Here is a 23,625-nt window from a genome sequence, read left to right on the forward strand (position 1 = left end):
CGTCCATGCCCGCAGTACCCAGTTCCGTCCTGACCACCGCGGGCCTGATCGGCGGCTACACGGTGGCCCGCGCGACGGGCGACCGCCCGCTGGGCGGAGCCGTGCTGGCCGCGTTCGGCGCCGCGGCCTTCGAGACCTGGCGCCGCCGCTCGGGGGTGGGCACGGCGGTCGCGCTCACCGGCGTGTACGTGGGGGCGTTCGGGCTCTCCCACCCGCTGGCGAAGAAGGTCGGCGCCTGGCCCGCCGTGCTGGGGGTGACCGCCGTGACCGCCGCGGTCGCGGCCGTCTCCGGGGACCTCGACCGCGGCTGACGCGGGACCGGGGCGCCGGGGAGGGACGCGGTTCCGCCCCTCCCCCGACCGTCCGCCCGGCGCCGGTCAGCTGCAACCGCTGGTGGCCCCGCAGCCCTCGCAGGCGTAGCAGCTGCCCGACGGGCGCATCTTGGTACCGCAGGTCATGCACAGCGGCGCGTCCGCCACGAAGCCCTTGCCCTCCATCAGCTCCGCGGTGGAGTGCGCCCGGGTCGGCCGCTCCGCCGCCGCGTGCGGCTCCCGCGCGGAGGCCGCCGGGACCTCCTCCGGGGCGTCCGCCCCGCGGGTGGCGGCGGACTGGGCGTAGGACTCCACCTGCGTGGCGACCTGCGCGGGGTCCTCGCCCGCCACCTGCGCCTGGCGCTCGGCGGCCGACAGCACCCCCAGCGCGGCCCGCTCCTCGTAGGGCAGGTGGTCCAGGGCCAGGCGGCGGAAGATGTAGTCCACCACCGACTGGGCCATGCGGATGTCCGGATCGTCGGTCATGCCCGCCGGGTCGAACCGCATGTTCGTGAACTTCTCCACGTAGGTCTCCAGCGGGACCCCGTACTGCAGGGCGATGGAGATCGCGATGGAGAAGGCGTCCATCACCCCGGCCAGGGTGGACCCCTGCTTGCCGAGCTTCATGAACACCTCGCCCAGACCGTCGTCCGGGTAGGAGCCCGCGGTGATGTAGCCCTCGGCCCCGCCCACGGAGAACGACGTGGTCTCGCTCGGTCGCTTCTTGGGCAGGCGGCGGCGGACCGGGCGGGGCGCCTCGACGGCCTCCGCCTCGGGCCCGGCCTCCTTCTCCCACGTCCCGCCGGTGGACAGCGGCTGGCCCACCTTGCAGTTGTCGCGGTAGACGGCGAGCGCCTTCAGGCCCATCCGCCAGCCCTCGAAGTAGATGTGCTCGAAGTCCTCGACCGAGGCCTCCTCCGGCACGTTCACCGTCTTGGAGATCGCGCCGGACAGGAAGGGCTGTACCGCGGCCATCATCCGCACGTGGCCCATGGGCCGGATGTAGCGGAGCCCCATCGCGCAGTCGAACACCTCGTAGTGCTCGGCGCGCAGGCCGGGCGCGTCCACGACGTGGCCGTTCTCGGAGACGTACTCGACGACGGCCTCGATCTGCTCGTCCTGGTAGCCGAGGTTGCCCAGCGCGCGCGGGATGGCCTGGTTGACGATCTGCATGGAGCCGCCGCCGACCAGCTTCTTGAACTTGACCAGCGAGAAGTCCGGCTCGATACCGGTGGTGTCGCAGTCCATCATGAAGCCGATGGTGTTGTGGCTGACCAGGCCGTTGGCCACGTAGGTGACGTTGTCGGGCACCGAGATGTCGTAGGTCGGCTGCACGCCGCCGTCCTCGTTGGCGCCGACCTCCTCGAAGACGTAGCCGAGGGCGTGTCCCAGCCTGCCGTCGAGCGTCTCGGAGTGAATGGCCGAGGCCAGCTGCCGGGCCACGCCGCCGTACTTCCTCAGCGACTGCACGACCGTCCCCCGCGCGGCGTGCCCGACCGGTACCAGCTCGTCCCACACCTGGCGGGGCAGAACGATCCGGTCGCCCTTGGCCGAGCGGTCCGACTCCAGTTGGACGACGAGCTTGTTCTTGCGGTCGCCCAGGAACCCGACGGTCTCGTCGAAGCGCAGGGCGTGGTCGACGTTGCGCAGGCGGACCACGTGGCAGTCCCCGCCGTACCCGCTCCGGGTCGTGCGCGTGGTGGAGGCCATACCCAGGGTCAGCAGCAGCGTGCGGACCTCTCCGGCGAAGGAGGCGTGCGCGGTGGAGATGCTCGGCACACCCTCCAGGACGGTGCCGTCCGCCTCGAAGAGACCGCGCAGGAAGGCCGCGTACACCGCCGGATCGTTGGTCTCCAGGACCGAGGAGGGCACTCGGGGGGTCCAGCCCTTGCCGGAGTGGTCCTGACCGGGCAAGTCCTTGGCGAACCCCGCCGCCTTCCACCACCGGGCCAGGCGGACCGACGACAGGGTGACCTCCTGGTAGCCCTGTCCGGCGGTCACCGTGGGCGCGAGGCCGAACAGCCCCTTGGCCAGAATGCGCAGGCGCTCGACGACATCCTCGTCGGTGTCGGCGACGCACATGCGGATGCCCTTGGCGTGCAGGCTGCCGTCGCCCATGAAGTAACCGACGAGCTCCGCGAGTTCCTCGTCCACCGCCTCGGGCACGAACAGGTCGTGATCTCCCGTGTAGTAGGCCTGGTCCAGGACCGGCAGCACCACACGGCGGGGCTGCCCGACCAGGGTGCCCATCTGGACCGGAACGACGTCGCCCTCGGCGATGTCGGCGAAGCGCTTCCACTCCCAGTCACCGGTCCGGGGGGAGACCACCTTGATCCGGTGGGTGTGCGTGCCCTGGAGCCGGTACCCGCCCCTGGTCACGATACGCCGGGTCGGCTCCTCTCCGTTGACGAAGAACCTCGTCGCCTCGCGGGGCCCCTCGTCCGTGGAGACCCGGGCGGAGAGGTCCTGCCACCTGGGCCCGTAGGCGTCGCCCAGTTCGGTGAGCCGGACGAGTCCCCGGTCGGTGGTGACCATGGAGTCGCCGGTGAGGCAGCCGGTGGGCGCGAGAAGGCTCGCCTGGGCGTTGCGCCAGCCGTTGCGCTCGCCGATCCTGAGGCACTCGGCCCACTCGCGGGTGGCCGCGGCGTGGATCGGCTCCTCCAGGGTTCCGACGGTGCGCAGGTCGTCGTTGGCGGCGGCGTGCTTGCGCATGACCCTCTTGTGGGCCCGCTCGTTGCGCCGGTAGCCGTCGTAGGGGCCGACCACCCCGGCCAGCTCGGCGCTGCGCCGGTAGGCGGTGCCGGTCATCAGCGAGGTCACCGCGGCGGCGACGGCGCGCCCGCCCTCGGAGTCGTAGGCGTGGCCGGTCGCCATGAGCAGGGCGCCCAGGTTGGCGTAGCCGATGCCGAGCTGCCGGTAGGCGCGGGTGGTCTCGCCGATCTTCTCCGTGGGGAAGTCGGCGAAGGTGATGGAGACGTCCATCGCCGTGATGACCAGCTCGGTGAGCGCGGTGAAGCGCTCCACGTCGAAGGTGTCGTCCTCGCGCAGGAACTTCAGCAGGTTGATCGAGGCCAGGTTGCAGGACGAGTCGTCCAGGGACATGTACTCCGAGCAGTTGGCGACGACGGTGCCGCCCACGATGTAGGAGTGGTTGCGCGGCTCGGTGAGGTTGTATGTGGTCTCGAATCCCGCGGAACGTCTGGAGAACAGGCGTGTAGTCGTCCTCGTCCTGTACATACGGCGGAAGTCCAGCGCCTCTCGGAGCTTCTCGCTCTTTCCCTCCAGGGAGAAGTTGACGAGGGCGGAGAACTCCTGCATGGACTGGGCCGAGATCCGCAGGTCGAAGAACGGACCGTCACTGCCATAGGTGACCGTGGACCCATCCTTGCGAGTGTAGGAGAACGAATCCGGCTTGCCCTCGGATGTCCTGTAGACACGGCTGGCAATGCCAAACGGGGCGAGGAGTTCCTGGACATCGCGCAGGAGCTGGTCCGAACGGCTGCCCAGACCGATGTAGCGCGTTCCGTTGGCCTTCTGGTCCACCGCGCACCCGTCTGCGTCGAACAGCCCTTGGAGGAACTCCAGCACGGTCTCCTCGGGTGCCTCGAAGAGCGACGGCGGCACTGACTTGTCCTCCGCGCGGGCGCCCAGGCCCAGGGCTCGGACGAACTCGACCATCGTGCGACGCGTGATTCTGAGCTGCTGGGTCCCGTTCGGCTGGAGGCTCGGCTTGCTCCGGTGCCCGGTGAGACGCTCGATGAGCGCCTGGTGCCGAGGAAGGACGTTCTGCTGCTCCTCAGCCGTACCGTAGACGGTCACCACCGCCTGATCACCGACCGAGCCGTCCCCCACGAGCCAGCCGAGGTAGTGCGCGAGGTCGGGATCCTCGTCCCACTTCTCCGGCAGGTACAGAGGACGGACACTCGGCAAGGCCGCCACCGTCCGTACGGCTTCCAGCGCCGCACGGGGAATCCGCAGCGCCGGGTTCGAACGAGGCGCGTACTGGAAGGAACGGACGACCCGGTCATCGGAGAGCAGCTTCTCAGCGTGCACCCAGCCGCGGTTCTCGGTCCACAGACGGTGGTTGGGGGTGCAGCGCAGGAGAGAGCCGTCAGAGAAACGCAGTTCGAGGATCTCATTGGTCCCCGTGACCATGTACTGGGTGGGGATCGTCGCCACCACAGCGTTCTGGGCGTCCGTCTCAGCGGTGATGTCGTTGGTGTACACGGCGAAGGTCTCGCCTCGGGCCGCGCGCTTGATCAGATCACCGATCGGTATATGTCCGCGATCCGTCAGCACGCGCTGATCAGCCGGAAAACACGGGTTGCTCGCACTGATGCGTCCGCTCTCGGGCGTGGTGTGCCAGTCCTGGATCGTGCCGTCGTACTGGATGCCCGGATCCGCGCACTCCCAGGCGGCCCTGGCCATGCGCTGGAACAGCTCCTTGGCGTCCACCGTGGCGACGACCTCGCCGGTGGTGCGGGAGGTCAGGCCGAAGTCGGAGCCGCTCTCCACGGCGCGCATGAACGCGTCGGAGACCCGCACGGAGTTGTTGGCGTTCTGGTACTGGACGCTGAACATGTCGTCACCGCCGAGGTCGACGTCGAACCCGGCGTCGCGCAGGGCACGGATCTTGTGCTCCTCGCGGGCCTTGGTCTCGACGAAGTCCTCGATGTCGGGGTGGTCGACGTCCAGGACGACCATCTTTGCGGCCCGGCGGGTGGCGCCGCCGGACTTGATGGTCCCGGCCGAGGCGTCGGCGCCGCGCATGAAGGAGACGGGGCCTGACGCGGTCCCGCCGGAGGAGAGCAGTTCCTTGCTGGAGCGGATGCGCGACAGGTTCACACCCGCGCCGGACCCGCCCTTGAAGATGATCCCCTCCTCCTTGTACCAGTCCAGGATCGACTCCATGGTGTCGTCCACGGACAGGATAAAACACGCGCTGACCTGGGCTTTTGAGTTCGTGCCGACGTTGAACCACACCGGGGAGTTGAAGCTGAACAGCTGGTGGGCGAGGGCGTGCTTGAGCTCGTGGTCGAAGACCTCGGCGTCCTCGGCGGAGGCGAAGTAGCCGTGTTCGCGGCCGGTCTCGGTGTAGACGCCGACGACGCGGTCGATGAGCTGTTTGAGGCTCCACTCGCGTTCGGGGGTGCCCACCGCGCCGCGGAAGTACTTGCTCGTCACGATCTGGGTGGCGTTCATCGACCAGGAGGAGGGGAACTCCACCCCGCGCTGCTCGAAGTTGACCGTGCCGTCGCGCCAGTTGGTCATGACGACGTCGCGGCGCTCCCACTCCAGGGAGTCGTAGGGGTGCGTGCCCGGGGTGGTGAAGACGCGCCTCACCCTGATCCCCTTGCGGCTGCCCTTGCCCTTGCGTCCGGCCGGACCGCTGGTGGTCTCCGTCATCGCCGGGTCTCCCCTCACTCGTGGGCACGGTCACCGACCGTGCCCGGCGTCCTTGTCCCGGGGGTGGTGTGGCACCGCAGGCGGTCGGCGTGCGGCCGCGAGGGGCGCTACCCCGTGGCGGCGCCGCTCCGGCCGCCGGTCCCGGCGCCCCCGTCGGTCTCGGCCTCTCGGTCCTGGCGCAGGCTGGCGATCTCGGCCTCGAAGTCGGAGAGGCTCTCGAAGCCCCGGTAGACGCTGGCGAAGTGCAGGTAGGCGACCTCGTCCAGGTCGCGCATCGGCCCCAGGATGGCCAGGCCGATCTCGTGGGCCGGTACCTCGGCCAGGCCGCGGCCGCGGATCTCCTCCTCGACCTGCTGGCCGAGCTTGGCCAGGGCGTCCTCGGAGACGGGGCGGCCCTGGCAGGCCCGGCGCACCCCGGCGATGATCTTGGTCCTGCTGAAGGGCTCGGTGACCCCCGAGCGCTTGGCCACCATCAGCAGGACGGTCTCCTGGGTGGTGAACCTGCGCTCGCAGACGGGGCAGGACCGGCGGCGTCGGATGGCCGCGCCGTCGTCGGTGGACCTGCTGTCGATCACCCGGGTGTCCGGATGGCGGCAGAACGGACAGTGCACCCTGGTTCACCTGCTTCTCTCACCGAACGACAACGCCTAGGTACCACTAAACCACAACTTCTGGGCAATCGCCCCTGTCGCCACACCAGATGTTGTGGTCGAACCTAGACTTCTTCCTGACCCGCCGCAACCCCGGCACGGGCGTGTCACGGACACGACCGAACGGCCGCGCGGCATCGCGGTCCGCGGCGGCGGGACGGGGCGGGGAGGTCGGCGCGGGCGGATCGCTGCGGGGGCGGCCCGGCACCGCGCTCAAGGATAGCGTCGCCGCCCGGAGCCCCCGCGCCCCGGCGGCGGGCGTCGGAATCCCGGCGTCGCGGGGATTTCGGTCGAGCCTTCGCCCCGGGATAAGACCCCCGTGCCTGGCCGGAACCGCTGCCACGGACACGCGTTCGCGCATTCCGGGGACAACAGCGCGTGAACGCGTGTACACACGTAAGTGCAGGCCGGAAATTGTCCGCGAATACGCGCGACGGCAATTGTCCCCAGCCTCGAACGCTTGTTTGATATCACCGTGTGCAACGACTAAAGTTGACCTTGATTTCACACCGGTTTCGCCATCACGTGGACCCCCAGGTCGGCACGGTCGCGGACCGGGGGTGGCCAGTCACACAAGCAGGCCCTGACCGAACCGAATGCCGAGGAGGCCCGGCCGTGCCGGAGGAGAATCCCGGAACCGCAGACACCGCCACCGTTCTCGCACCAGCGGAGAACACGGGCGGGTCCACGCCCGAAGCCCCCAAACTCACCGCGCGCCAGCAGAGCGTGCTGAACTGCATCCAGCGCTATGTCCGGGAGCGGGGTTTCCCCCCGTCGATAAGGGAAATCGGGGAAGCGGTCGGCCTGTCGAGCCCGTCCAGCGTGGCGCACCAGCTCAAGGTCCTCCAGCGCAAGGGTTACCTGCACCGGGACCAGAACCGGCCGCGCGCGGTGGAGCTGCGCACGCCCGGGCGCGCCTCGGGGCGGACCCTGGTGCCCGAGGACATCGACCTCTCGCGCGCCGCCGCCGTGCCGCTGGTCGGCCGGATCGCCGCCGGTGGTCCGATCCTGGCCGAGGAGTCGGTGGAGGACGTGCTCGCCCTGCCGCGTCAGCTGGTGGGTGAGGGGCGCCTGTTCATGCTCACCGTGGTCGGCGACTCGATGACCGACGCCGCCATCACCGACGGCGACATGGTGGTGGTGCGCCAGCAGCAGGACGCCAACAACGGCGACATCGTGGCGGCGCTGCTCGACGAGGAGGCGACCGTCAAGGTACTGCGCCGCGAGGAGGGCGGCCACGTGTGGCTGATGCCGCGCAACGAGGCCTACGAGCCGATCAACGGCGACGACGCCACCATCCTCGGCAAGGTGGTCGCGGTCATGCGCCGCGTCTGAGGTCCCCGCGTACCCGCGTCTCCGGTCCCTCTCCCCTCGGAGGGATCGGGGGCGCTTCCCCCTGTGGACGATGCGGGGCCGACGGACGCGGGCCGCTAGGCTGAGGAGGTGTTCACACGTGCCTCCTCCCCCGCCGCCCGCTGGCGCACCGCACTGCTCGGTGCGGCGAGCGCCGTCCTGTTGACCGCCTCCTGCGCCCCCGCCGACGACGGGGCCGCCGAGGCGCCGGGGGTCGGCGGCGTCGAGCGCGAGGTGGCCTTCGAGGGCGGCGGGCACGAGGTGTCCGGCACCTTCCGGATGCCCCAGGACGTCTCCGGTACCGTTCCGGGCGCGCTCATCATCTCCGGCAGCGGTCCCACCGACCGCGACGGCAACAGCTCCGTGCGCCCCGACGCCAACACCAACCAGAACCTGTCCCGGGTGCTCGCCGAGGTCGGGGTGGCCTCGCTGCGCTACGACAAGTACGGCAGCGGTGCGGACTTCGAGACGCCGGACCCCGGCGGCGAGGTCGCGCCGGTGGACCCGGTGATCTTCGACGAGCAGGTCGCGGCCGCCTACGAGGAGCTCGTCTCCCAGCCCGAGGTGGACCCCGAGCGGGTGGTCGTCGTCGGGCACAGCGAGGGCGCCCTGTACGCGCTGCGCGCCCACGATCTCATCGGCGCGGAGCACCCCTCCCCCGCGCTCGTGCTGGCCGCGCCTCCCGGTACGCGCTACCTCGACCTGATCGACCGCCAGCTCACCGAGCAGGCGCGTGCCGTCGAGGCCTCGGGTCAGGTGGAGGAGGGACAGGTGGTCCAGCTCCTCTCGGACTCCCGCGCCGGACGGGCCGCGATCAGGTCCGGGCGTGCGCTCAGCGGGGTGGAGATGCCCAGTGGGGGCCTGGGCGTCTACACCCCGGTCAACGAGGACTTCCTGGCCTACATGGACGCCTTCGACCCCGTCGACCTGGCGGAGGACCTGCCCGGGGGCACCCCGGTGCTGGTGCTGTGGGGGGAGCGGGACGCGCAGGTCTCCCGGCAGGACGTGGACCGGCTGATGACCGGTCTGGACGGCGCGCGACGGGTGGACGTCCCCGACACCGACCACATCTTCCGCCGCTACCGGGACGAGCCCGGGGCCACGGTCCTGGACGAACAGCGCCCCTTCGCCGAGGAGGTCGCGCCCGCGCTGGAGGAGTTCCTGGGCACGGCCTGGTAACCGCGCCGGAGCCTCACTCGGGGATGGAGTCCGGCAGCGCCTCGGTCACGGACAGCGCGAACTCCTCGGCGCCCGCGACCATGCGCTCCCGGTCGCCCGGGTTCTGCGCGTCGTAGCTGGCCGCCAGGCTGTAACAGGTCTCCAGGTACAGGTTGGACACCCGGGCGCCGACGCAGGCGACCGTGTACGGGTCCTCCTGGACCCAGGCGACCGCCTCCTCGCCGACGCCTTCCAATTCCTGCGCGTCGTACTGGGAGGTGGTGGTGCGCAGGTTGTCGGCGGCCGTCGTGACACCGCCCGGGTCGGGGGCGGCCACGGCCACCAGCGTCGCGGTGGCCGGAACCCGTTCGCCGGGGCCGCCGGGGGTCGCCCACCGGCACTGCCAGCCGGAGCCGAACGCCTCCTGCGGGCCGCCGACCGGTTCCTCGACCTCCAACCCGTGGTCGGGCACCAGTTCGTCCAGCGTCCCGGTCTCGGCGACGGAGCACTCGGGCGCCGCCCCGAAGTCGCTCGCCTCCGGGGTGTCGCGCGTCACCACGTACCAGATCGCCCCGGCGGCGAGCACGACCAGCACCAGGGCGGCGGCGACCACGGCGGCGGTGGCGCAGCCCCGGCTCTGCGGTTGGACGGAGGCCACCACCTCGGGCGCGGGCTGCTGGAGGTGGGGTTGCTGCCACGGGGGTCCCGGGGGCGGCGGATACTGCCCCTGCGGGGCCTGGTGGGGGTGGTAGGCCTGCTGTTGTCCGTGGGGTTGTGGTGCCTGAGACGGCGGAGGCTGTTGGTGCCCCTGCGGCTGTGGAGGATGTGATTCCAGGGGTCCCTGCTGCCCCTGCGGCTGCCCATGTGTTTGCGGCGCCTGTGGTTGCTCGGGGTCGCCCTGACCGTGCGACTGCGGCGCCTGCGGAGACTGGTGGGCTTCCTGGGGCCGCTCGGGGTCCCGCGGATCGGGGTGCTGGTCGCTCACAGGGCCTCTCCGAGCTGCACGGCGAACTCCACTGCCAGGTCCCGGGCCTCTCCGAAGTCGACCGGCTCGGTGCCGGAGGTCCCTGCGTAGGACACCCGCACCAGCAGGTTGTCGGTGGGGAAGGCCAGTTCGGCGGTACCCGGAGTCTGGCCGCGCCACACCCGGCCCTCCCCGGCGGGCAGTTCCACGGCCTCGCCGCGCACCGGCACCAGGGCGTCGTAGGCCTCCCGCGCCCGTTGGGCGCCGGTGACCGGCTCCTCCCCCGTGGTGTCGGTGAAGCGGGCGGACAGGTCCAGCCGGAGCACCCCCTGCGACCCCTCGGTCAGACCGGCGGAGGACCACGAGCACGCGGTGCTGTCGCCGTCGGCCAGGGGCCCCTGCTCGGAGGACTCCAGGACCGCGCCGGGCACCAGGCCGGTGACGAGCGCGTCCGAGACCACCGCGCACCCGGGTGCCGCGGCGTGGACGTCACCGCTCTCGGGCACGCCCGGGTCGTCCCCGGCCAGCCACAGCCCGCCGCCGATCGCCACCGCGGACAGCACCACCGTGCCCGCGCCGATCACGGCCACCCGCGCGAGGGGACCCACCCGGCCACCGCCTCCCTGTCGGTCACCGAGCCGACCGCACACGGGCGGCGGCCGCTGCGCGCGGCCGCCGCCCCTCGTGTGCCTGGTCAGCCGACGACGATGTTCACCAGCTTGGGCGCGCGCACGACCACCTTGCGGATCTGCTTGTCGCCGATGAAGCCCTGTGCCTTCTCCGAGGCCAGGGCCAGCCGCTCCAGCTCCGCCGGGTCGATGTCGGGCGCCACGGACAGCTTGTCACGGACCTTGCTCTGCACCTGCACCACGCAGGTCACCGACTCCTGCACCAGCAGGGCCGGGTCGACCTCGGGCCAGTTGCCGACGGCGACGCTGCCGCTGCGTCCGAGCTTCTCCCAGCCCTCCTCGGCCACGTAGGGCGCGAACAGGGACAGGGAGACGGCCACGGCCTCGGCGGCCTCGCGGACCGCCGGGTCGGCGGCGCCGGGGCCGGAGTCGATGGCCTTGCGGACGGCCGAGACCAGTTCCATGGTGCGGGCGATGGCCACGTTGAACCGGCGGGACTCGACCAGGGCGGTGATCTGGTCGACGGTGCGGTGCGTGGTCCGACGCAGGTCGGTGTCGCCCTTGGCGGGGTCGGTTCCCGGTGCGCTGGCCGCGCCCGCCTCACTCATCACCCGGTAGGCGCGGTTGAGGAACTTCTGCGCGGCGACGACGGAGACGTCGGCCCAGTCCACGTCCTCCTCGGGCGGGGAGGCGAAGAGCATGGTCAGCCGGACCGCGTCCACGCCGTAGGCGTCGATCTCCTTGCCCAGGTCCACGCCGTTGCCCAGGGACTTGGACATGGCGCGGCCCTGGTTGATGACCTGGCCCTGGTTGGTCAGGCGGCGGAAGGGCTCGGTGAAGGACACCATGCCCATGTCGTACAGGACCTTGGTGAAGAACCGGGCGTACATCAGGTGGAGCGTGGCGTGCTCCTTGCCGCCGATGTAGTGGTCCACCGGTCCCCACTTCTCCACCGCCTCGGTGTCGAAGGGGGCGGTGTCCAGGCGCGGCGAGCAGTAGCGCAGGAAGTACCAGGACGAGTCCACGAAGGTGTCCATGGTGTCGGTGTCGCGCTCGGCGGGGCCGCCGCAGGAGGGGCAGTCGACGTTGACCCATTCGGTGGCCGCGGCCAGGGGCGAGACGCCCTTGGGGGCCAGCTCGGCGCCCTTGAGTTCGGGCAGGGTCACCGGCAGCTGCTCGTCGGGGACGGGCACCTCGCCGCAGGAGGGGCAGTGGATGATCGGGATGGGGGTGCCCCAGTAGCGCTGGCGGGACAGCAGCCAGTCGCGCAGGCGGTAGTTGATCGTGCCCTGTCCGGTGCCGCGCTCGGCCAGGATCTCGATGATGCGCTCGATGGCCTCGGTCTTGGCCAGGCCGTCCAGCGGGCCGGAGTCGCGCAGGACGCCCTCCCCCGCGGTGGCCGTGCCCGTCTCGACGGGGTCGGGTTCGCCGGTTTCCACCACGACCCGGACCGGGAGGTCGAAGGCCAGGGCGAAGTCCAGGTCGCGCTGGTCGTGCGCGGGCACGGCCATGATGGCGCCGTGGCCGTAGTCGGCCAGGACGTAGTCGGCCGCCCACACGGGCATGCGCTCGCCGTTGACGGGGTTGATCGCGTAGCGGCCCAGGAACACGCCGGTCTTGGGGCGCTCGGTGGCCTGGCGCTCGATGTCGGAGAGCTTGGCGACGTCGGCGCGGTAGGCGTCGAAGGCCTCGCGCTGTTCGGGCGCGCACAGCTCGTCGGCCAGGTCGGCGTCGGCGGCCACGACGAAGAAGGTGGCCCCGTAGAGGGTGTCGGGCCGGGTGGTGAAGACGGTGACGGGCTCGTCGCGGCCCTCGATGGCGAAGTGGACGTCGGCTCCGGTGGAGCGGCCGATCCAGTTGCGCTGCATGGCCAGGATCTCGTCCGGCCAGCGGCCGTCGTCGAGCTGGTCCATGTCGTCCAGCAGGCGCTGGGCGTAGTCGGTGATGCGGAAGTACCACTGGTTGAGGCTGCGCCGCACGACGTCGGCTCCGCAGCGCTCGCACCTGCCCTGTACGACCTGCTCGTTGGCCAGCACGGTCTGGTCCTGGGGGCACCAGTTGACGTGGCCGTCCTTGCGGTAGGCCAGTCCGCGCTCGAAGAAGCGGGTGAACAGCCACTGGTTCCAGCGGTAGTACTCGGGGTCGCTGGTGTGCAGGCGTCGCGACCAGTCCACGCTGATGCCGTAGCGCCGGAACGAGGCCGCCTGGGTCTCGATGTTGGCGTAGGTCCACTCGGCGGGGTGGGAGTTGTTCTTGATGGCCGCGTTCTCGGCGGGCAGGCCGAAGGAGTCCCAGCCGACGGGGTGCAGGACGTTGTCGCCGCGCTGGAGGCGGTAGCGGCTGATGACGTCGCCGATGGCGTAGGCCTCCGCGTGGCCCATGTGCAGGTCGCCGGAGGGGTAGGCGAACATGTCGACGATGTAGGAACGCGGGCGGGTGTCCCCGGGGTCCTCGTCGGCCTGGAACGGAAGCTCAGCGGCCCAGCGCGCCTGCCACTTGTCCTGGAGGGCACGGGCGTCGTAGGTGTCGCCCGTCGTCTGGTCGCCGTCTGCCGCTGTCATCGCCACGTGTTCCTTAGCCGGTTCGGGGTGTACAGCACTCAGGTTAGCGGTTGGCGGGTCGGGGCGCGGACGGGTTCCGCGCAGCCCCGCGCGGGTGCGCCCGGGGGCGGCGGCCGGGGCCCGGAACCGGAGACGCGCTCCCCCCGCCCCGCGCGGGCGGGCCCGGCGCCACCGCCTCTCCCGCTCGGTCGCGGGGTCACGGAGAGCGAGGGGGAAGATCGGTGAGATTACGGACTCCCGACCCCTCCACACCGACCAGCCGGTTTGTTACTCTGCCGTCAAAGTGGCGCAGAACACGCGACTCGGGTCACATCATCCCGAATCATCGCGTATCCACTGGACCCATCTGGCTGCGGGAGGCCCCCATGCTCAACCTGTCCGTGCTCCTGGAGGACGGTGCCCGGTCGGCTCCGGAGAAGGAGTGCCTGGTCTTCGGCGACCTGCGCCTGAACTACGCGATCACCAACATGATCGCCAACCAGGTGGCCAACCTGCTGGTCGCGCGCGGGATCAGGCCGGGGGACCGGATCGCGCTGGCCAGTCCGAACGTGCCCTACTTCCCCTTCGTGTACTTCGGCGCGCTCAAGGCGGGCGCGGTGATCGTGCCGCTGAACGTGCTGCTGACCCCGCGCGAGATCGCCTACCACCTGGAGGACTCCGGGGCCAGGGCCCTCTTCGCCTTCACCGGCACGCCGGAGCTCCCCCTGGGCGATCGGGCCTTCGAGGCCTTCGGCCAGGTGGACTCCTGCGAGTTCTACGTGGACCTGCCCGCCTCCCCGGGTGCCACGGAGTCGACCATCGACGGCGCCGAGACCTTCTGGAAGGCGCTGGAGGGTCAGCCCGGCGAGTTCGAGACGGTGCAGGCCAGCTCCGACGACACCGCGGTCATCATCTACACCAGCGGCACCACCGGCAAGCCCAAGGGCGCCGAGCTGAGCCACCACAACCTGCTGCTGAACGCGGTCGGCTCGTCCAGGCTGGTCGAGCCCCACCCCGACGGCCGCGACGTCGCCCTCGTGGTCCTGCCGCTGTTCCACATCTTCGGCCAGACGGTCATGCTCAACGCGGCCCTGTACCGGCACGGCACGATGGTCCTCATGCCGCGCTTCGACGGCGCCGAGGCGCTCAGGCTCATGGAGAAGGAGGGCGTCACCGCCTTCGCGGGCGTGCCCACCATGTACTGGGGGCTGCTGGGCGCGGTCCGGGCCGCCGAACCGGGAACCTACGACCTGGAGAAGATCGCGGGCAACGTGGTGGACGCGGTCTCCGGCGGCGCCGCCCTGCCCGGCCAGCTCGCCGAGGACTTCACCAAGACCTTCGGCGTGGGCATCAAGGAGGGCTACGGCCTGTCCGAGACCTCACCGGTGGTGTCGTTCAACAACCCCAAGGTCAAGGCCAAGACCGGCTCCATCGGGCAGCCGGTGTGGGGTGTGGAGATGAAGCTCATCGACCCCGAGTGGAACGAGGCGGCGGAGGAGGGCGAGATCGCGGTGCGCGGGCACTGCGTGATGAAGGGGTACCACAACCGCCCCGAGGTCAACGCGGAGGTGATCCGCGACGGCTGGTTCCGCACCGGGGACATCGCCCGCCGCGACGAGGAGGGTTTCTACTTCATCGTCGACCGGTCCAAGGACATGATCATCCGCGGCGGCTACAACGTCTACCCGCGCGAGGTCGAGGAGGTCCTGATGACCCACGAGGCGGTCAGCCTGGCCGCGGTCGTGGGCGTGCCCCACGACACCCACGGCGAGGAGGTCAAGGCGTTCGTGATCCCCAAGGAGGGCGCCGAGGTCACCGCCGAGGGGCTCGTCGCGTGGGCCAAGGAGCGCCTGGCCGGGTACAAGTACCCGCGCGAGGTGGAGTTCCGCACCGAGCTGCCGATGACCTCCACCGGCAAGATCCTCAAGCGCGAGCTGCGCGGCTGACCTCCCGCGCGGCGGGGCCGGTCCTGTTTTCTTCGGGCCTCCGCTTCGCCTCGGCCCGCCCGTCGCCCGCCACCGCCCGCCGGGGGCGCTTCGCGACGGGGCGGGCCACCACCCTCAACCGACGCCTACGGCGCAGTCCTGCTCGCAGTCTCACCTCCAGCACCCCGTGGACGCCCGAACCCTCCCCCCGGGGGCCGGCCCGCCCTCATCCCTTGACGGCCCCCTGGACGAGCCCGGAGACCAGGAAGCGCTGCACGAGGACGAAGAAGACCATGACCGGGATGGTGATGAGCGTGGAGGCGGCCATCACGTGCCCCCAGTCGTTGGCGTACTGGCCGAAGAACTGGCGCAGGCCGACCGCCACCGTGTAGTTCTCGCTCTGGGTCATGAAGGTCAGCGCCAGCACGAACTCGTTCCACGCCACGATGAACGAGAAGATGGCCGTGGCCACCAGGCCGGGCGCCACCAGCGGGAACAGCACCCGCCAGAACATCTGGCCCCAGGAGGCCCCGTCGATGTAGGCGGCCTCCTCCACCTCCACGGGCACCGCGGCCACGAAGCCGCGCATCATCCACACCGCCAGCGGCAGGGACAGCGCCACGTAGACCACGCCCAGGCCGAGCATGGTGTTGAGCAGCTGGAGGTCGCGCACCTGGAGGAAGAGCGGGATGACCAGCGCCTCCAGCGGCACCATCTGCACGATGAGGACCATCACCAGCACCGCGGTGCGGAAGCGGAACCGGAAGCGGGCCACCGCCACGGCGGCCAGCAGCGACAGTACGCACGCTCCGGCCACGGTGATGCAGGCGACCGTGAGCGAGTTGAGCATGTACTGGCCGAACCTGGCCTCGGTGAGCACGTAGACGAAGTTGTCCAGGGACAGCCCGGTGGGCAGCAGCGCCCCGGCCCCCGAGGTGGCCCGGTCCGAGAACGCGCTGATGAGCATGAAGTAGACGGGGAAGAGCGTGAACAGCAGCAGGACGGCCACCCCGACGGACTTGGCCAGGAACCGTCCCGTCCTGCGGACCTCGCCCCTGCGGCGGGCGTCGCGGACGCGGCCCTCCCAGTCGGGGCCGGCGGCGGGTGCCTCTGTGCGCGTGACCACGGGCGTTCCTTCCTCAGCGGTGACCGGGCCGAATCCGGTTGTTCCGGGCTCGGACGGGGCCGTTAGACTCCTGCACTGTCCGGGGCGGGACGTCCTTCGCACCCCGGCGGAGGGGGAGTGATGGCCGTGTCGACAGGGTCGCCGGAGACGGTGGCGTAGCACCGTGCGCGATTCTGCCGGACCCTCCCCCACCGAGGTCGTCATCAGCTGGATCCCCCACGACGCGCGCTTCCGGGACCGCGCCGTCCGGCACGCCCTGCGCGACCCCAGCGGACGGCTGCTGCACGCCTACGTCGAGAACCTGGTCAACCGCGACAACGACGACGGGCGTCCGCTGGGCGAGTACGACCTGCGGACCATGGGAGCGGTGCGCGAGGACCTGGACCGGCGCTCGCTGGCCTCGGTCGACTGGCGCCGCGTGCGCGACAAGCTCGTGGCGGGGCTCCACGGTCCCGCCCGCTGAGCGGGCGGCGGGGGCCGACGCGCTCATCGGAGCTCGTCCTCTCGGAAGAGCGCGCGCAGGTAGAACACGGTGATCACCAGGAGCAGCAGGGTGAGCAGCACGGCGATGGCCGAGCCCAGGCCGTAGTCGTTGTGGCCGAAGGAGCGCACGTAGGACCACACGCCGAGGTTGAGCATCTCCGAGCCGCCCACGTCGCCGCCGGGCATGAGGTAGATCTGCGCGAACACCTTGAAGTCCCAGATGGTGGAGAGCACGGTGACCACGGCGAACACCGGGCGCAGCACCGGGAAGGTGACGTGCCAGAAGCGCTTCCAGGCGCCCGCGCCGTCGATGCGGGCCGCCTCGTGCAGTTCGGCGGGGACCGTGAGCAGTCCGGCCAGGACCGTGACCGCCACGAACGGGAAGCCCCCGTGCACCACGTTGAGCGTGACGATGGCGTAGAAGAACAGCCGGTCGGCGAACCAGTTGTGCCCGGAGGGCTCCAGCAGGCCCAGGGAGGCCAGGGCCTGGGAGACGACGCCGCTGTCGACGTCGAAGATCCAGATCCACACGTAGGTTCCGCTGACCGCGGGCATGGCCCAGGCGACCATGATGCAGGAGACCACGATGATCCGGGGCACCGGGCGCAGCGTGGCCAGCAGCAGCGCCACCAGCGTGCCCACGACGATGGTGGTGACCACCGCGACCACGGCGAAGACCACCGTGTTGAGCAGGGCGACCCGCCACAGGTAGGGGTCGGTGAGCAGGGCGGCGTAGTTGGCGAGCCCGACGAAGTCGGACTCGCCCGAGACGAGGTTGCGCAGCTGGTACTCGCGGAAGGACAGCCACACGATCCGGGCGAGCGGGAGCAACAGCAGCAGTCCGATGACCGTCAGCGCGGGGGCGAGCAGCACCCAGGGCAGGAGCGCCCTGCGGCCGCGGTGGCCCAGGAGCGGCGCCCGCCGCGGCCTGGGCCGTCGCGAGGACGGCTCGGCGGAGCTGCGGACCTCGGGCCCCGGCTCGCTGTCGGCGGTGCCCAACCCGACCGGTGTTCGCACGTGTCTACCCCCCGTTGAGGATGCGCTCGATCTCGTCGGCCGCGTTCTCGGTGGCCTCGTCCACGGTGGCCTCGCCGTTGAGGATGTCCTGCTGCATGCCGACCAGGACCTTCTCGGCCTCGACCTGGGTCCAGGCGGGGGTGACGGGCACGCCCCGGCTGGCCTCGTTGAGCTGGACGGCGAAGGGCTCCAGGATGGGGTCGGCGGAGGAGGAGAAGGTGTCGACCCGGTCGACCACGCCCGGGAAGAAGCCGGTCTCCTCGGACCAGCGCATGCCGAACTCCTCGCCGGTCAGGTGCTGGACGTACTGCCAGGCGGCCTCCTCCTGGCCGGTGCCCTCGAAGACCGACAGCAGCGAGCCGCCCGCGAAGGAGGGCATGTACCCGCCGTCCTGGCCGGGCAGGGTGAAGGAGCCCAGCCTGCCCTCCAGGTCGGGGTTGGCCTCCAGGATGGCCTTGGGGTTGGCGCTGCCGAGGATGGCCATGGCGGCCTCCTCCTCCGCGACGGCCTCCATGACGGCGATCTCGTTCCAGTTGACGGCGCCGGTGGTGGAGGTGTTGTCCTCCAGGGCCAGGCCGGTGAAGAACCCGATCCCGGCACGGGCCTCCTCGCTGTCGATCTCCGAGACCCAGGTGCCGTCGGGCTGCTCGACCGCGATCTCCCCGCCGCCGCCCCAGATCCACGGCATGACCGAGTACTGGGCGTCTCCGGGCACGGGGAAGGCGATCATGTCCTCCTCGGCCTCGGACAGGGCCAGGGCGGTCTCGCGCAGCTCCTCCCAGTTCTCGGGGACCTCCAGGCCGTGCTCCTCGAAGACGTCGGTGCGGTAGACGACGGAGCGGATGGAGGCGTACCAGGGCACGCCGTAGACACCGTCGTCGAGCTGGCCCATCTCCATCAGGCCGGGGATGTACTGGGAGGTGTCGATGTCGTAGCCGGACAGGTCGTGCAGGGCTCCGGCGTCGGCGAAACCGGGGGTGAAGGTGTTGCCGAGCTCGGCGACGTCGGGCATGGTGCCGCCCGCGATGGCGGTGGAGATCTTGTTCTGGGCGTCCTGCCACGGCACGAACTCGACGTCCACCTCGATGCCGGTCTCCTCGGTGAACGCGGCGTTGGCCGCCTCGAAGAACCCCGTCTCGTCGGGGTTGGTGCCCTGCATGATCCAGACCAGGAGGCCGTCGGAGCCGGAGGCCCCGCCTCCTCCGCTCCCGCACGCCGTCGCGGCCAGGACCAGCGCCGCGGCGGCGGCGGGGAGCGGAACGTACTTGTGGGTTCTTCTGCGGGCCATCGGCACGCCTCCCGTTCCTTTCGAGGGTCCCCTCAGGGTTGGTAGGAAACCTACGTAAAGAACCGCGTCGAGTGAAGTAAACCACTACCTTTTGTGTCTGAGCCGTTAGGAGGCTGGACATATCCGGAGTGTCGCGGCCGGTACGGCGTGTCGCACGAGTCCCTTTCGTCCCGTTTGTCCCTTGCTGTGCGCCCTTACTCGGACAGTCCGGTGACCTGGCGCAGGGTGGACAGGAGTTCGGCGCGCTTGTACACGGCCAGGCCGATGGCCGCGCCGAAGGCGGCGAGCATGTGCACGTAGACCATGGGGTCGCCCCGGGTGAAGCGCTCCGCGGCCTCCTCCTCACCGACCGAGTGGGCCTCCCACGCGGTGGAGACGGCGAACTCCAGCTCGGGCGGGAGCATCTCGGCGACCATGCGGGCGACGGCCTCGCGGGAGTCGGCGGGCTTCCACACCACGCCGGTCTGCTGCACGCGGCGGCCGAGGAAGGCGGCGATGACCTTGAGCTCGGACGTGACGGCCTCGACGTCGTCGGCGGCGCGCGGGACGACCTCGTCGAGCTCCTGCCGGTTGCGGTCGGCGTAGGCCTCGATCAGGTCGATCGCGGTCCGCTTGACGTGGTCGGGCGCGTCGGGCGCGGGCGTGGTCCCGTCGGTGCTGCCGTCGGAGGATGAGGACACGTCGTGGTCCCTTCTGGTGGGTGTGCGGCCGGGGTGTGCCGGGCTGGGTCCCGCCGGTCTCGCGGCGGGGTGTGCGTCCGCCGGACACGCCCCGGGTCCATAATGCCGCGAAGCGGACCCGGCCGACCCCTGACAGGCCGAAGGTCCTCCCCCGGCGAACAAGGAGGGGGGAGGACCTTCGACGCGCCCGCGCGGGCGGCGCCCCGTGCGGTGGTCCGCGGCGGCGGGTGGGGCGGCAGGTCAGAACCAGGGGCGCAGCGGCACGTGCGCCTCGGTGCCGTCCAGCTTGACGCCCAGGATCTGGTGCAGCTGCACCACGTCGCGTTCGAAGCCGAGCACGCACCCGGCCATGTAGAGCCGCCAGACCCGGGCGGTGCCCGCGCCGACCTCGGCGACCGCCTCGTCCCAGTTGCGGTCCAGGTTGGCGCCCCAGTGCCGCAGGGTCAGGGCGTAGTGCTCGCGCAGGTTCTCCTGGTGGCGGATCTCGAACCCGGCGTCGTTCATGGCGGTCTGGATCCGGCCGGGGCCCTCCAGCTCCCCGTCGGGGAAGACGTAGCGGTTGATGACGCCCCTGCGGTTCAGGGACGGCAGGTCGTTGCGCGGCCGGGTGATGCAGTGGTTGAGCAGGCGTCCCCCGGGCACGAGCTTGTCGTTGAGCGAGGCGAAGTAGGAGGCCAGGTTGTCCGCCCCCACGTGCTCGGTCAGGCCGATGGAGCTGATCCGGTCGTAGCTGCCGTCCGGGACGTCGCGGTAGTCCATGTGGCGGACCTCGGCCAGCCCGGACAGTCCCTCCTGGGCGATCCTCTTGGCCGCCCACTCGGCCTGCTCCTTGGACAGGGTGACGCCGAGCGCACGGACCCCGTGCTCGCGGGCGGCGTGCATGACCATGCCGCCCCAGCCGCAGCCCACGTCGAGCAGGCGCATGCCCGGCTCCAGGCCGAGCTTGCGCGAGATGAGTTCGTACTTGCGGAACTGGGCGCTCTCCAGGGCTCCGTCGAAGCGGCCGACCCGGTCCCGGGCCCCGTCCTCGTCGTCGAAGACGGCGCAGGTGTAGGTCATCGACGGACCCAGGACCATCTCGTAGAAGGCGTTGGAGACGTCGTAGTGGTGGTGGATGACCTCGGCGTCGCGCTGCTTGGAGTGGCGCCAGCCCAGTCCGCTGAGGCGGCCCTGGCGCATCTCCTGCGGCGGCGGGGCGACCCGGTTGACGAACTTGACCCAGCCCACCGACCGCGCGATCTCGACCGCGTCGCGCACCGAGACCCCGAACCCGTCGGCGAAGACGAAGTCCGCCATGCGTCTGAGGGCGGTGTACATGTCCCCCTCCAGCACCAGGTGGCCTGAGACGTAGGCCCGGGCCAGGCCGACGGCGTTGGGGGACTGCGCCAGGTAGTTCACCGCGACCGGGGTCCGCACGTGCAGGGCCACGTCGCTGCCGGGGTCCCCCGCGCTGCTGCCGTCGTAGGCGGTGAACCGGATGGGCGCGTCGGGTCCGACGACGCGTTCGAAGATCTCAGCGAGCCGCATTGCTCTGTCCTTCCCTCATACCGGACGCGGTGACGTCCCCTCGGGTCGCGTCCCGTGGTCTCGTGCCGTCAGCGGTTGCGTACGCACTTGGCGTACAGGTCGAGCAGCCGGCCCTCGGGGTCGTAGGCCTCCTTGAGCCCGGCGTAGGCGGTGCCGTTGTACAGGCGCCAGAACTCCTCCTCCTCGTAGAAGGAGTCCGAGTACAGGGACTTGTGACCGCCCAGCTCGGCGACCGTCTCCTCCACCAGGCGGTTGTGGTGGGCCCGGCGCTGCCCCGGCTTCATGTCGACCAGGCCCCAGAAGCCGAAGTTCACGTAGAGGCGGTCGTGGTCGAGCGGGTAGAGCGGCCACACGTGCTCGCCCCCGCCCTGGCCGGGGCGGCGGGGCTCGCGGAGCCGGAGGGGGCACATCCACACGGGGGTCATGCCGATCTCGGCGTGGTAGGTGTCGAGGAACTCGGCGCCGCGTTCGACGCCCACCTCGATGTCCTGGATGAGGGGCTCCTTGGGCCGCCGCCCCCGGTAGTGGTTGAGGAGGCGGGAGAAGTCGGTGCGCCGGTCCCAGGCGACCAGCCTGCGGTAGACGTCGGAGCGCTTGAGGGAGCGCGGCCACAGTGCGCGCACCAGCGGGTGCTGGGTGCCGAAGGCCCGGGAGCACCAGAACCAGTCCGTGTCCCAGCGCCACAGGTAGTCGGCGATGGTGAGGTAGTCGCCGGGGCCGCTGCCCGCGTAGTGCTGGATGGACCGGTAGTAGACCTCCTGGCCGGTGTAGTCGCTGGTCCAGGGGGCCTCGTCGGTGAAGCGGGCCAGGGTCAGGTACAGCTCGTCGGGGCCGAAGGCGACCCCGTCCACGAAGTCGACCGGCTGGCCCTCGTACTCACGGTCGGCGCAGACCAGGGCGAGGGCGTCCATGGCCTCGGCGGCCTTGTGGAAGCGCACGTGGCGCAGGTGCACGTACGGGGAGACCGGTTCGAGTTCGACGCGCAGGCGCAGGCTGTAGCCCAGGGTCCCGTAGGAGTTGGGGAAGCCGTGGAAGAGGTCGCTGTACTCGTTGTCCCTGGTGGCGGTGACCACGTCGCCGCCTCCGGTGAGGATCTCCATCTCCCGGACGGCCTCGTGCGGCAGGCCGCTGCGGAAGGAGGAGGACTCGATGCCCATGCCGGTGACGGCGCCGCCGAGGGTGATGGTGCGCAGCTGGGGGACGACCGTCGGCATGAGGCCGTGCGGCAGGGTGGCGGCGACGAGGTCCTCGTAGGTGGTCATGCCGCCGACGTCGGCGAGGCGTTCCACGGGGTCGACGGAGATGACGCCGGTGAAGGCGGACACGTCCAGGGCCGGGGCGCCGGTGGGCTCGCGGAACCGGAAGAGGTTGGATGTGGGCTTGGCCAGGCGCACCGGTGCCTCCTTGGGCAGGGCCCGGTAGTCGCGGCGCAGCTTGTGGACCGCCGCTATGTGCTCGGCGAGCCCCGTCCGCGTGGAGGTGGCGCTGCCCGTGCCCTGCTGTTGAGGAGTCATCCCAGTTCCCGTTCCGGTGTCGGCGACACGCACTCGCGTGCCGGATCGGCCATGGCCGCCAGGCGGCTGGGACGGCCGATCCACTCAGTTCTACCTACCGGTAACGGCTTTGTGCCACCCCATTTGTTCCGTGTCTTGCCCCTAGTCGTCCTGCCTGCGGTCGCGTCCGGGACACGGGTGCCGCGGGCGGATCCGACGCCGCCGGGCGGTGCCCCGCCGGTGCGGTGCGGAGGTGGTCGTAGGATCGGGATTCGTGCGTATCGCTCTCGTTGACTCCGGTATCGGCATGCTCTCGACCGCGGCGGCCCTGCGTGTGGCACGGCCGGACGCCGACCTGTTCCTGTCGATGGACCCGGACCACATGCCCTGGGGTCCGCGTACCCCGGACGAGATCGTCGCGCGCGCCCTGGCCGGGGCCCGGGCCGCCCAGGAGGCCGCCGGGGACGCGGCGCTGGACGCCGTGGTGGTGCCGTGCAACACCGCGTCGGTGCACGGGCTGGCCGAACTGCGCGCCGAGTTCGAGCCGGACGTCCCGGTGATCGGGACGGTTCCCGCCATCAAGCCCGCGGCGGCGGCCGGAGGGCCGATCGCGGTGTGGTCCACCGCCGCGACCACGCGCAGCGGCTACCAACGGCAGCTCGTCGAGACCTTCGCCCGCGGCGTGGAGGTGACCGCGGTGGCCTGCGCGGGGCTGGCCGAGGCGGTGGAGTCGGCCGACCCGCGGCTGATCGACGACGCGGTGGCCTACGCCGCCGAGCTGACCCCCGGCGACGTGCACGGCGTGGTGCTCGGGTGCACGCACTACGACCTGGTGGGCGCGCAGATCTCCGCGGCCCTGGGCGGGCGGGCGGAGCTGTTCACCGCCGCCGGGGCGGTGGCCGCGCAGGCCCTGCGCCGGATCGGCGAGAGGCCCGTGGGCACCGCGCCGGGCAGGGTACGCGTGCTGGCCAGCGGCCGTCCCTCCCGGCTGCCCGCCGCCGCGCTGTCCTACCCCGCGGGGCGCTCCCTGGCGTCCGGGGTGGGCGCGGCGACCGTGTGAAGGCGCTCCCCCGCT

Annotated in this window: 17 protein-coding genes; 6 read left to right on the forward strand and 11 right to left on the reverse strand. The window is 71.1% G+C overall.

What is annotated here, in order from left to right; translation table 11 throughout:
• Window positions 1-5: 5 nt before the first annotated feature.
• On the forward strand, window positions 6-311 hold the full coding sequence (locus UIS43_RS10265; protein WP_013154338.1) for a hypothetical protein: 306 nt from the start codon (window positions 6-8) through the stop codon (window positions 309-311).
• 66 nt (window positions 312-377) lie between these two features.
• Here UIS43_RS10265 and UIS43_RS10270 read toward each other — a convergent pair whose 3' ends face one another.
• Both UIS43_RS10270 and nrdR read right to left on the reverse strand, forming a co-directional pair.
• Window positions 378-5,717: an LAGLIDADG family homing endonuclease gene (locus UIS43_RS10270; RefSeq protein ID WP_370013030.1), complete on the reverse strand. Its 5,340-nt coding sequence runs from the start codon at window positions 5,715-5,717 to the stop codon at window positions 378-380.
• A gap of 107 nt (window positions 5,718-5,824) precedes the next feature.
• The gene (nrdR, locus tag UIS43_RS10275; RefSeq protein ID WP_013154340.1) at window positions 5,825-6,328 is read right to left on the reverse strand and encodes a transcriptional regulator NrdR; all 504 of its coding nucleotides are present in this window, start codon (window positions 6,326-6,328) and stop codon (window positions 5,825-5,827) included.
• A gap of 654 nt (window positions 6,329-6,982) precedes the next feature.
• Here nrdR and lexA point away from each other — a divergent pair.
• Together lexA and UIS43_RS10285 are read left to right on the forward strand one after the other, a co-directional pair.
• Window positions 6,983-7,702 carry a transcriptional repressor LexA gene (lexA, locus tag UIS43_RS10280; protein WP_013154341.1) on the forward strand — a complete coding sequence of 240 codons (720 nt, stop codon included), beginning with the start codon at window positions 6,983-6,985 and terminating at the stop codon, window positions 7,700-7,702.
• 108 nt (window positions 7,703-7,810) lie between these two features.
• Complete coding sequence (locus UIS43_RS10285; RefSeq protein ID WP_013154342.1) at window positions 7,811-8,899, forward strand: S9 family peptidase; 1,089 nt, start codon at window positions 7,811-7,813, stop codon at window positions 8,897-8,899.
• 13 nt (window positions 8,900-8,912) lie between these two features.
• Here UIS43_RS10285 and UIS43_RS10290 read toward each other — a convergent pair whose 3' ends face one another.
• The 3 genes from UIS43_RS10290 to leuS form a co-directional block, all read right to left on the reverse strand.
• Window positions 8,913-9,539 (reverse strand): hypothetical protein, encoded by a 627-nt coding sequence (locus tag UIS43_RS10290; protein WP_013154343.1) that lies wholly within the window; start codon window positions 9,537-9,539, stop codon window positions 8,913-8,915.
• A 320-nt stretch (window positions 9,540-9,859) separates the two neighbouring features.
• On the reverse strand, window positions 9,860-10,450 hold the full coding sequence (locus UIS43_RS10295; protein WP_013154344.1) for a hypothetical protein: 591 nt from the start codon (window positions 10,448-10,450) through the stop codon (window positions 9,860-9,862).
• Window positions 10,451-10,536: 86 nt separating this feature from the next.
• The gene (leuS, locus tag UIS43_RS10300) at window positions 10,537-13,032 is read right to left on the reverse strand and encodes a leucine--tRNA ligase (protein WP_071622519.1); all 2,496 of its coding nucleotides are present in this window, start codon (window positions 13,030-13,032) and stop codon (window positions 10,537-10,539) included.
• A gap of 365 nt (window positions 13,033-13,397) precedes the next feature.
• Here leuS and UIS43_RS10305 point away from each other — a divergent pair, with 365 nt between their 5' ends.
• Window positions 13,398-14,957, forward strand: a complete 1,560-nt coding sequence (locus UIS43_RS10305) for a long-chain fatty acid--CoA ligase (RefSeq protein WP_013154346.1) — start codon at window positions 13,398-13,400, stop codon at window positions 14,955-14,957.
• Window positions 14,958-15,162: 205 nt separating this feature from the next.
• Here UIS43_RS10305 and UIS43_RS10310 read toward each other — a convergent pair whose 3' ends face one another.
• On the reverse strand, window positions 15,163-16,062 hold the full coding sequence (locus UIS43_RS10310) for a carbohydrate ABC transporter permease (RefSeq protein ID WP_013154347.1): 900 nt from the start codon (window positions 16,060-16,062) through the stop codon (window positions 15,163-15,165).
• 163 nt (window positions 16,063-16,225) lie between these two features.
• On the opposite strand from UIS43_RS10310, the gene UIS43_RS10315 reads away from it, so the two are divergent.
• Complete coding sequence (locus UIS43_RS10315; protein WP_013154348.1) at window positions 16,226-16,525, forward strand: hypothetical protein; 300 nt, start codon at window positions 16,226-16,228, stop codon at window positions 16,523-16,525.
• Between the two features lie 23 nt (window positions 16,526-16,548).
• Here UIS43_RS10315 and UIS43_RS10320 read toward each other — a convergent pair whose 3' ends face one another.
• The 5 genes from UIS43_RS10320 to UIS43_RS10340 all read right to left on the reverse strand — a co-directional run bounded on the left by UIS43_RS10320 (window position 16,549) and on the right by UIS43_RS10340 (window position 22,571).
• On the reverse strand, window positions 16,549-17,454 hold the full coding sequence (locus tag UIS43_RS10320) for a carbohydrate ABC transporter permease (RefSeq protein WP_049800380.1): 906 nt from the start codon (window positions 17,452-17,454) through the stop codon (window positions 16,549-16,551).
• Window positions 17,455-17,566: 112 nt separating this feature from the next.
• Window positions 17,567-18,850: a sugar ABC transporter substrate-binding protein gene (locus UIS43_RS10325; RefSeq protein WP_013154350.1), complete on the reverse strand. Its 1,284-nt coding sequence runs from the start codon at window positions 18,848-18,850 to the stop codon at window positions 17,567-17,569.
• Between the two features lie 194 nt (window positions 18,851-19,044).
• Complete coding sequence (locus tag UIS43_RS10330; RefSeq protein ID WP_013154351.1) at window positions 19,045-19,530, reverse strand: hypothetical protein; 486 nt, start codon at window positions 19,528-19,530, stop codon at window positions 19,045-19,047.
• Window positions 19,531-19,770: 240 nt separating this feature from the next.
• Window positions 19,771-21,057, reverse strand: a complete 1,287-nt coding sequence (locus UIS43_RS10335; RefSeq protein ID WP_013154352.1) for a cyclopropane-fatty-acyl-phospholipid synthase family protein — start codon at window positions 21,055-21,057, stop codon at window positions 19,771-19,773.
• 68 nt (window positions 21,058-21,125) lie between these two features.
• Window positions 21,126-22,571 (reverse strand): FAD-binding protein, encoded by a 1,446-nt coding sequence (locus UIS43_RS10340; RefSeq protein ID WP_013154353.1) that lies wholly within the window; start codon window positions 22,569-22,571, stop codon window positions 21,126-21,128.
• 253 nt (window positions 22,572-22,824) lie between these two features.
• Here UIS43_RS10340 and UIS43_RS10345 point away from each other — a divergent pair, with 253 nt between their 5' ends.
• Entirely contained in the window at window positions 22,825-23,610 is a 786-nt protein-coding gene (locus UIS43_RS10345) for a glutamate racemase (RefSeq protein ID WP_013154354.1), read from the forward strand.
• Window positions 23,611-23,625: the final 15 nt, after the last annotated feature.

The organism is Nocardiopsis sp. LDBS0036, from assembly GCF_041228755.1.
Classification (GTDB): Bacteria; Actinomycetota; Actinomycetes; order Streptosporangiales; family Streptosporangiaceae; genus Nocardiopsis; species Nocardiopsis dassonvillei.

Bases quoted from the DNA above. Each gene is read 5' to 3' on its own strand.
- UIS43_RS10265 (WP_013154338.1), top strand. From the start codon at position 6: ATGCCCGCAGTACCCAGTTCCGTCCTGACCACCGCGGGCCTGATCGGC.
- UIS43_RS10270 (WP_370013030.1), bottom strand. From the start codon at position 5,717: ATGACGGAGACCACCAGCGGTCCGGCCGGACGCAAGGGCAAGGGCAGC.
- leuS (WP_071622519.1), bottom strand. From the start codon at position 13,032: ATGACAGCGGCAGACGGCGACCAGACGACGGGCGACACCTACGACGCC.
- UIS43_RS10305 (WP_013154346.1), top strand. From the start codon at position 13,398: ATGCTCAACCTGTCCGTGCTCCTGGAGGACGGTGCCCGGTCGGCTCCG.
- UIS43_RS10325 (WP_013154350.1), bottom strand. From the start codon at position 18,850: ATGGCCCGCAGAAGAACCCACAAGTACGTTCCGCTCCCCGCCGCCGCC.
- UIS43_RS10335 (WP_013154352.1), bottom strand. From the start codon at position 21,057: ATGCGGCTCGCTGAGATCTTCGAACGCGTCGTCGGACCCGACGCGCCC.
- UIS43_RS10340 (WP_013154353.1), bottom strand. From the start codon at position 22,571: ATGACTCCTCAACAGCAGGGCACGGGCAGCGCCACCTCCACGCGGACG.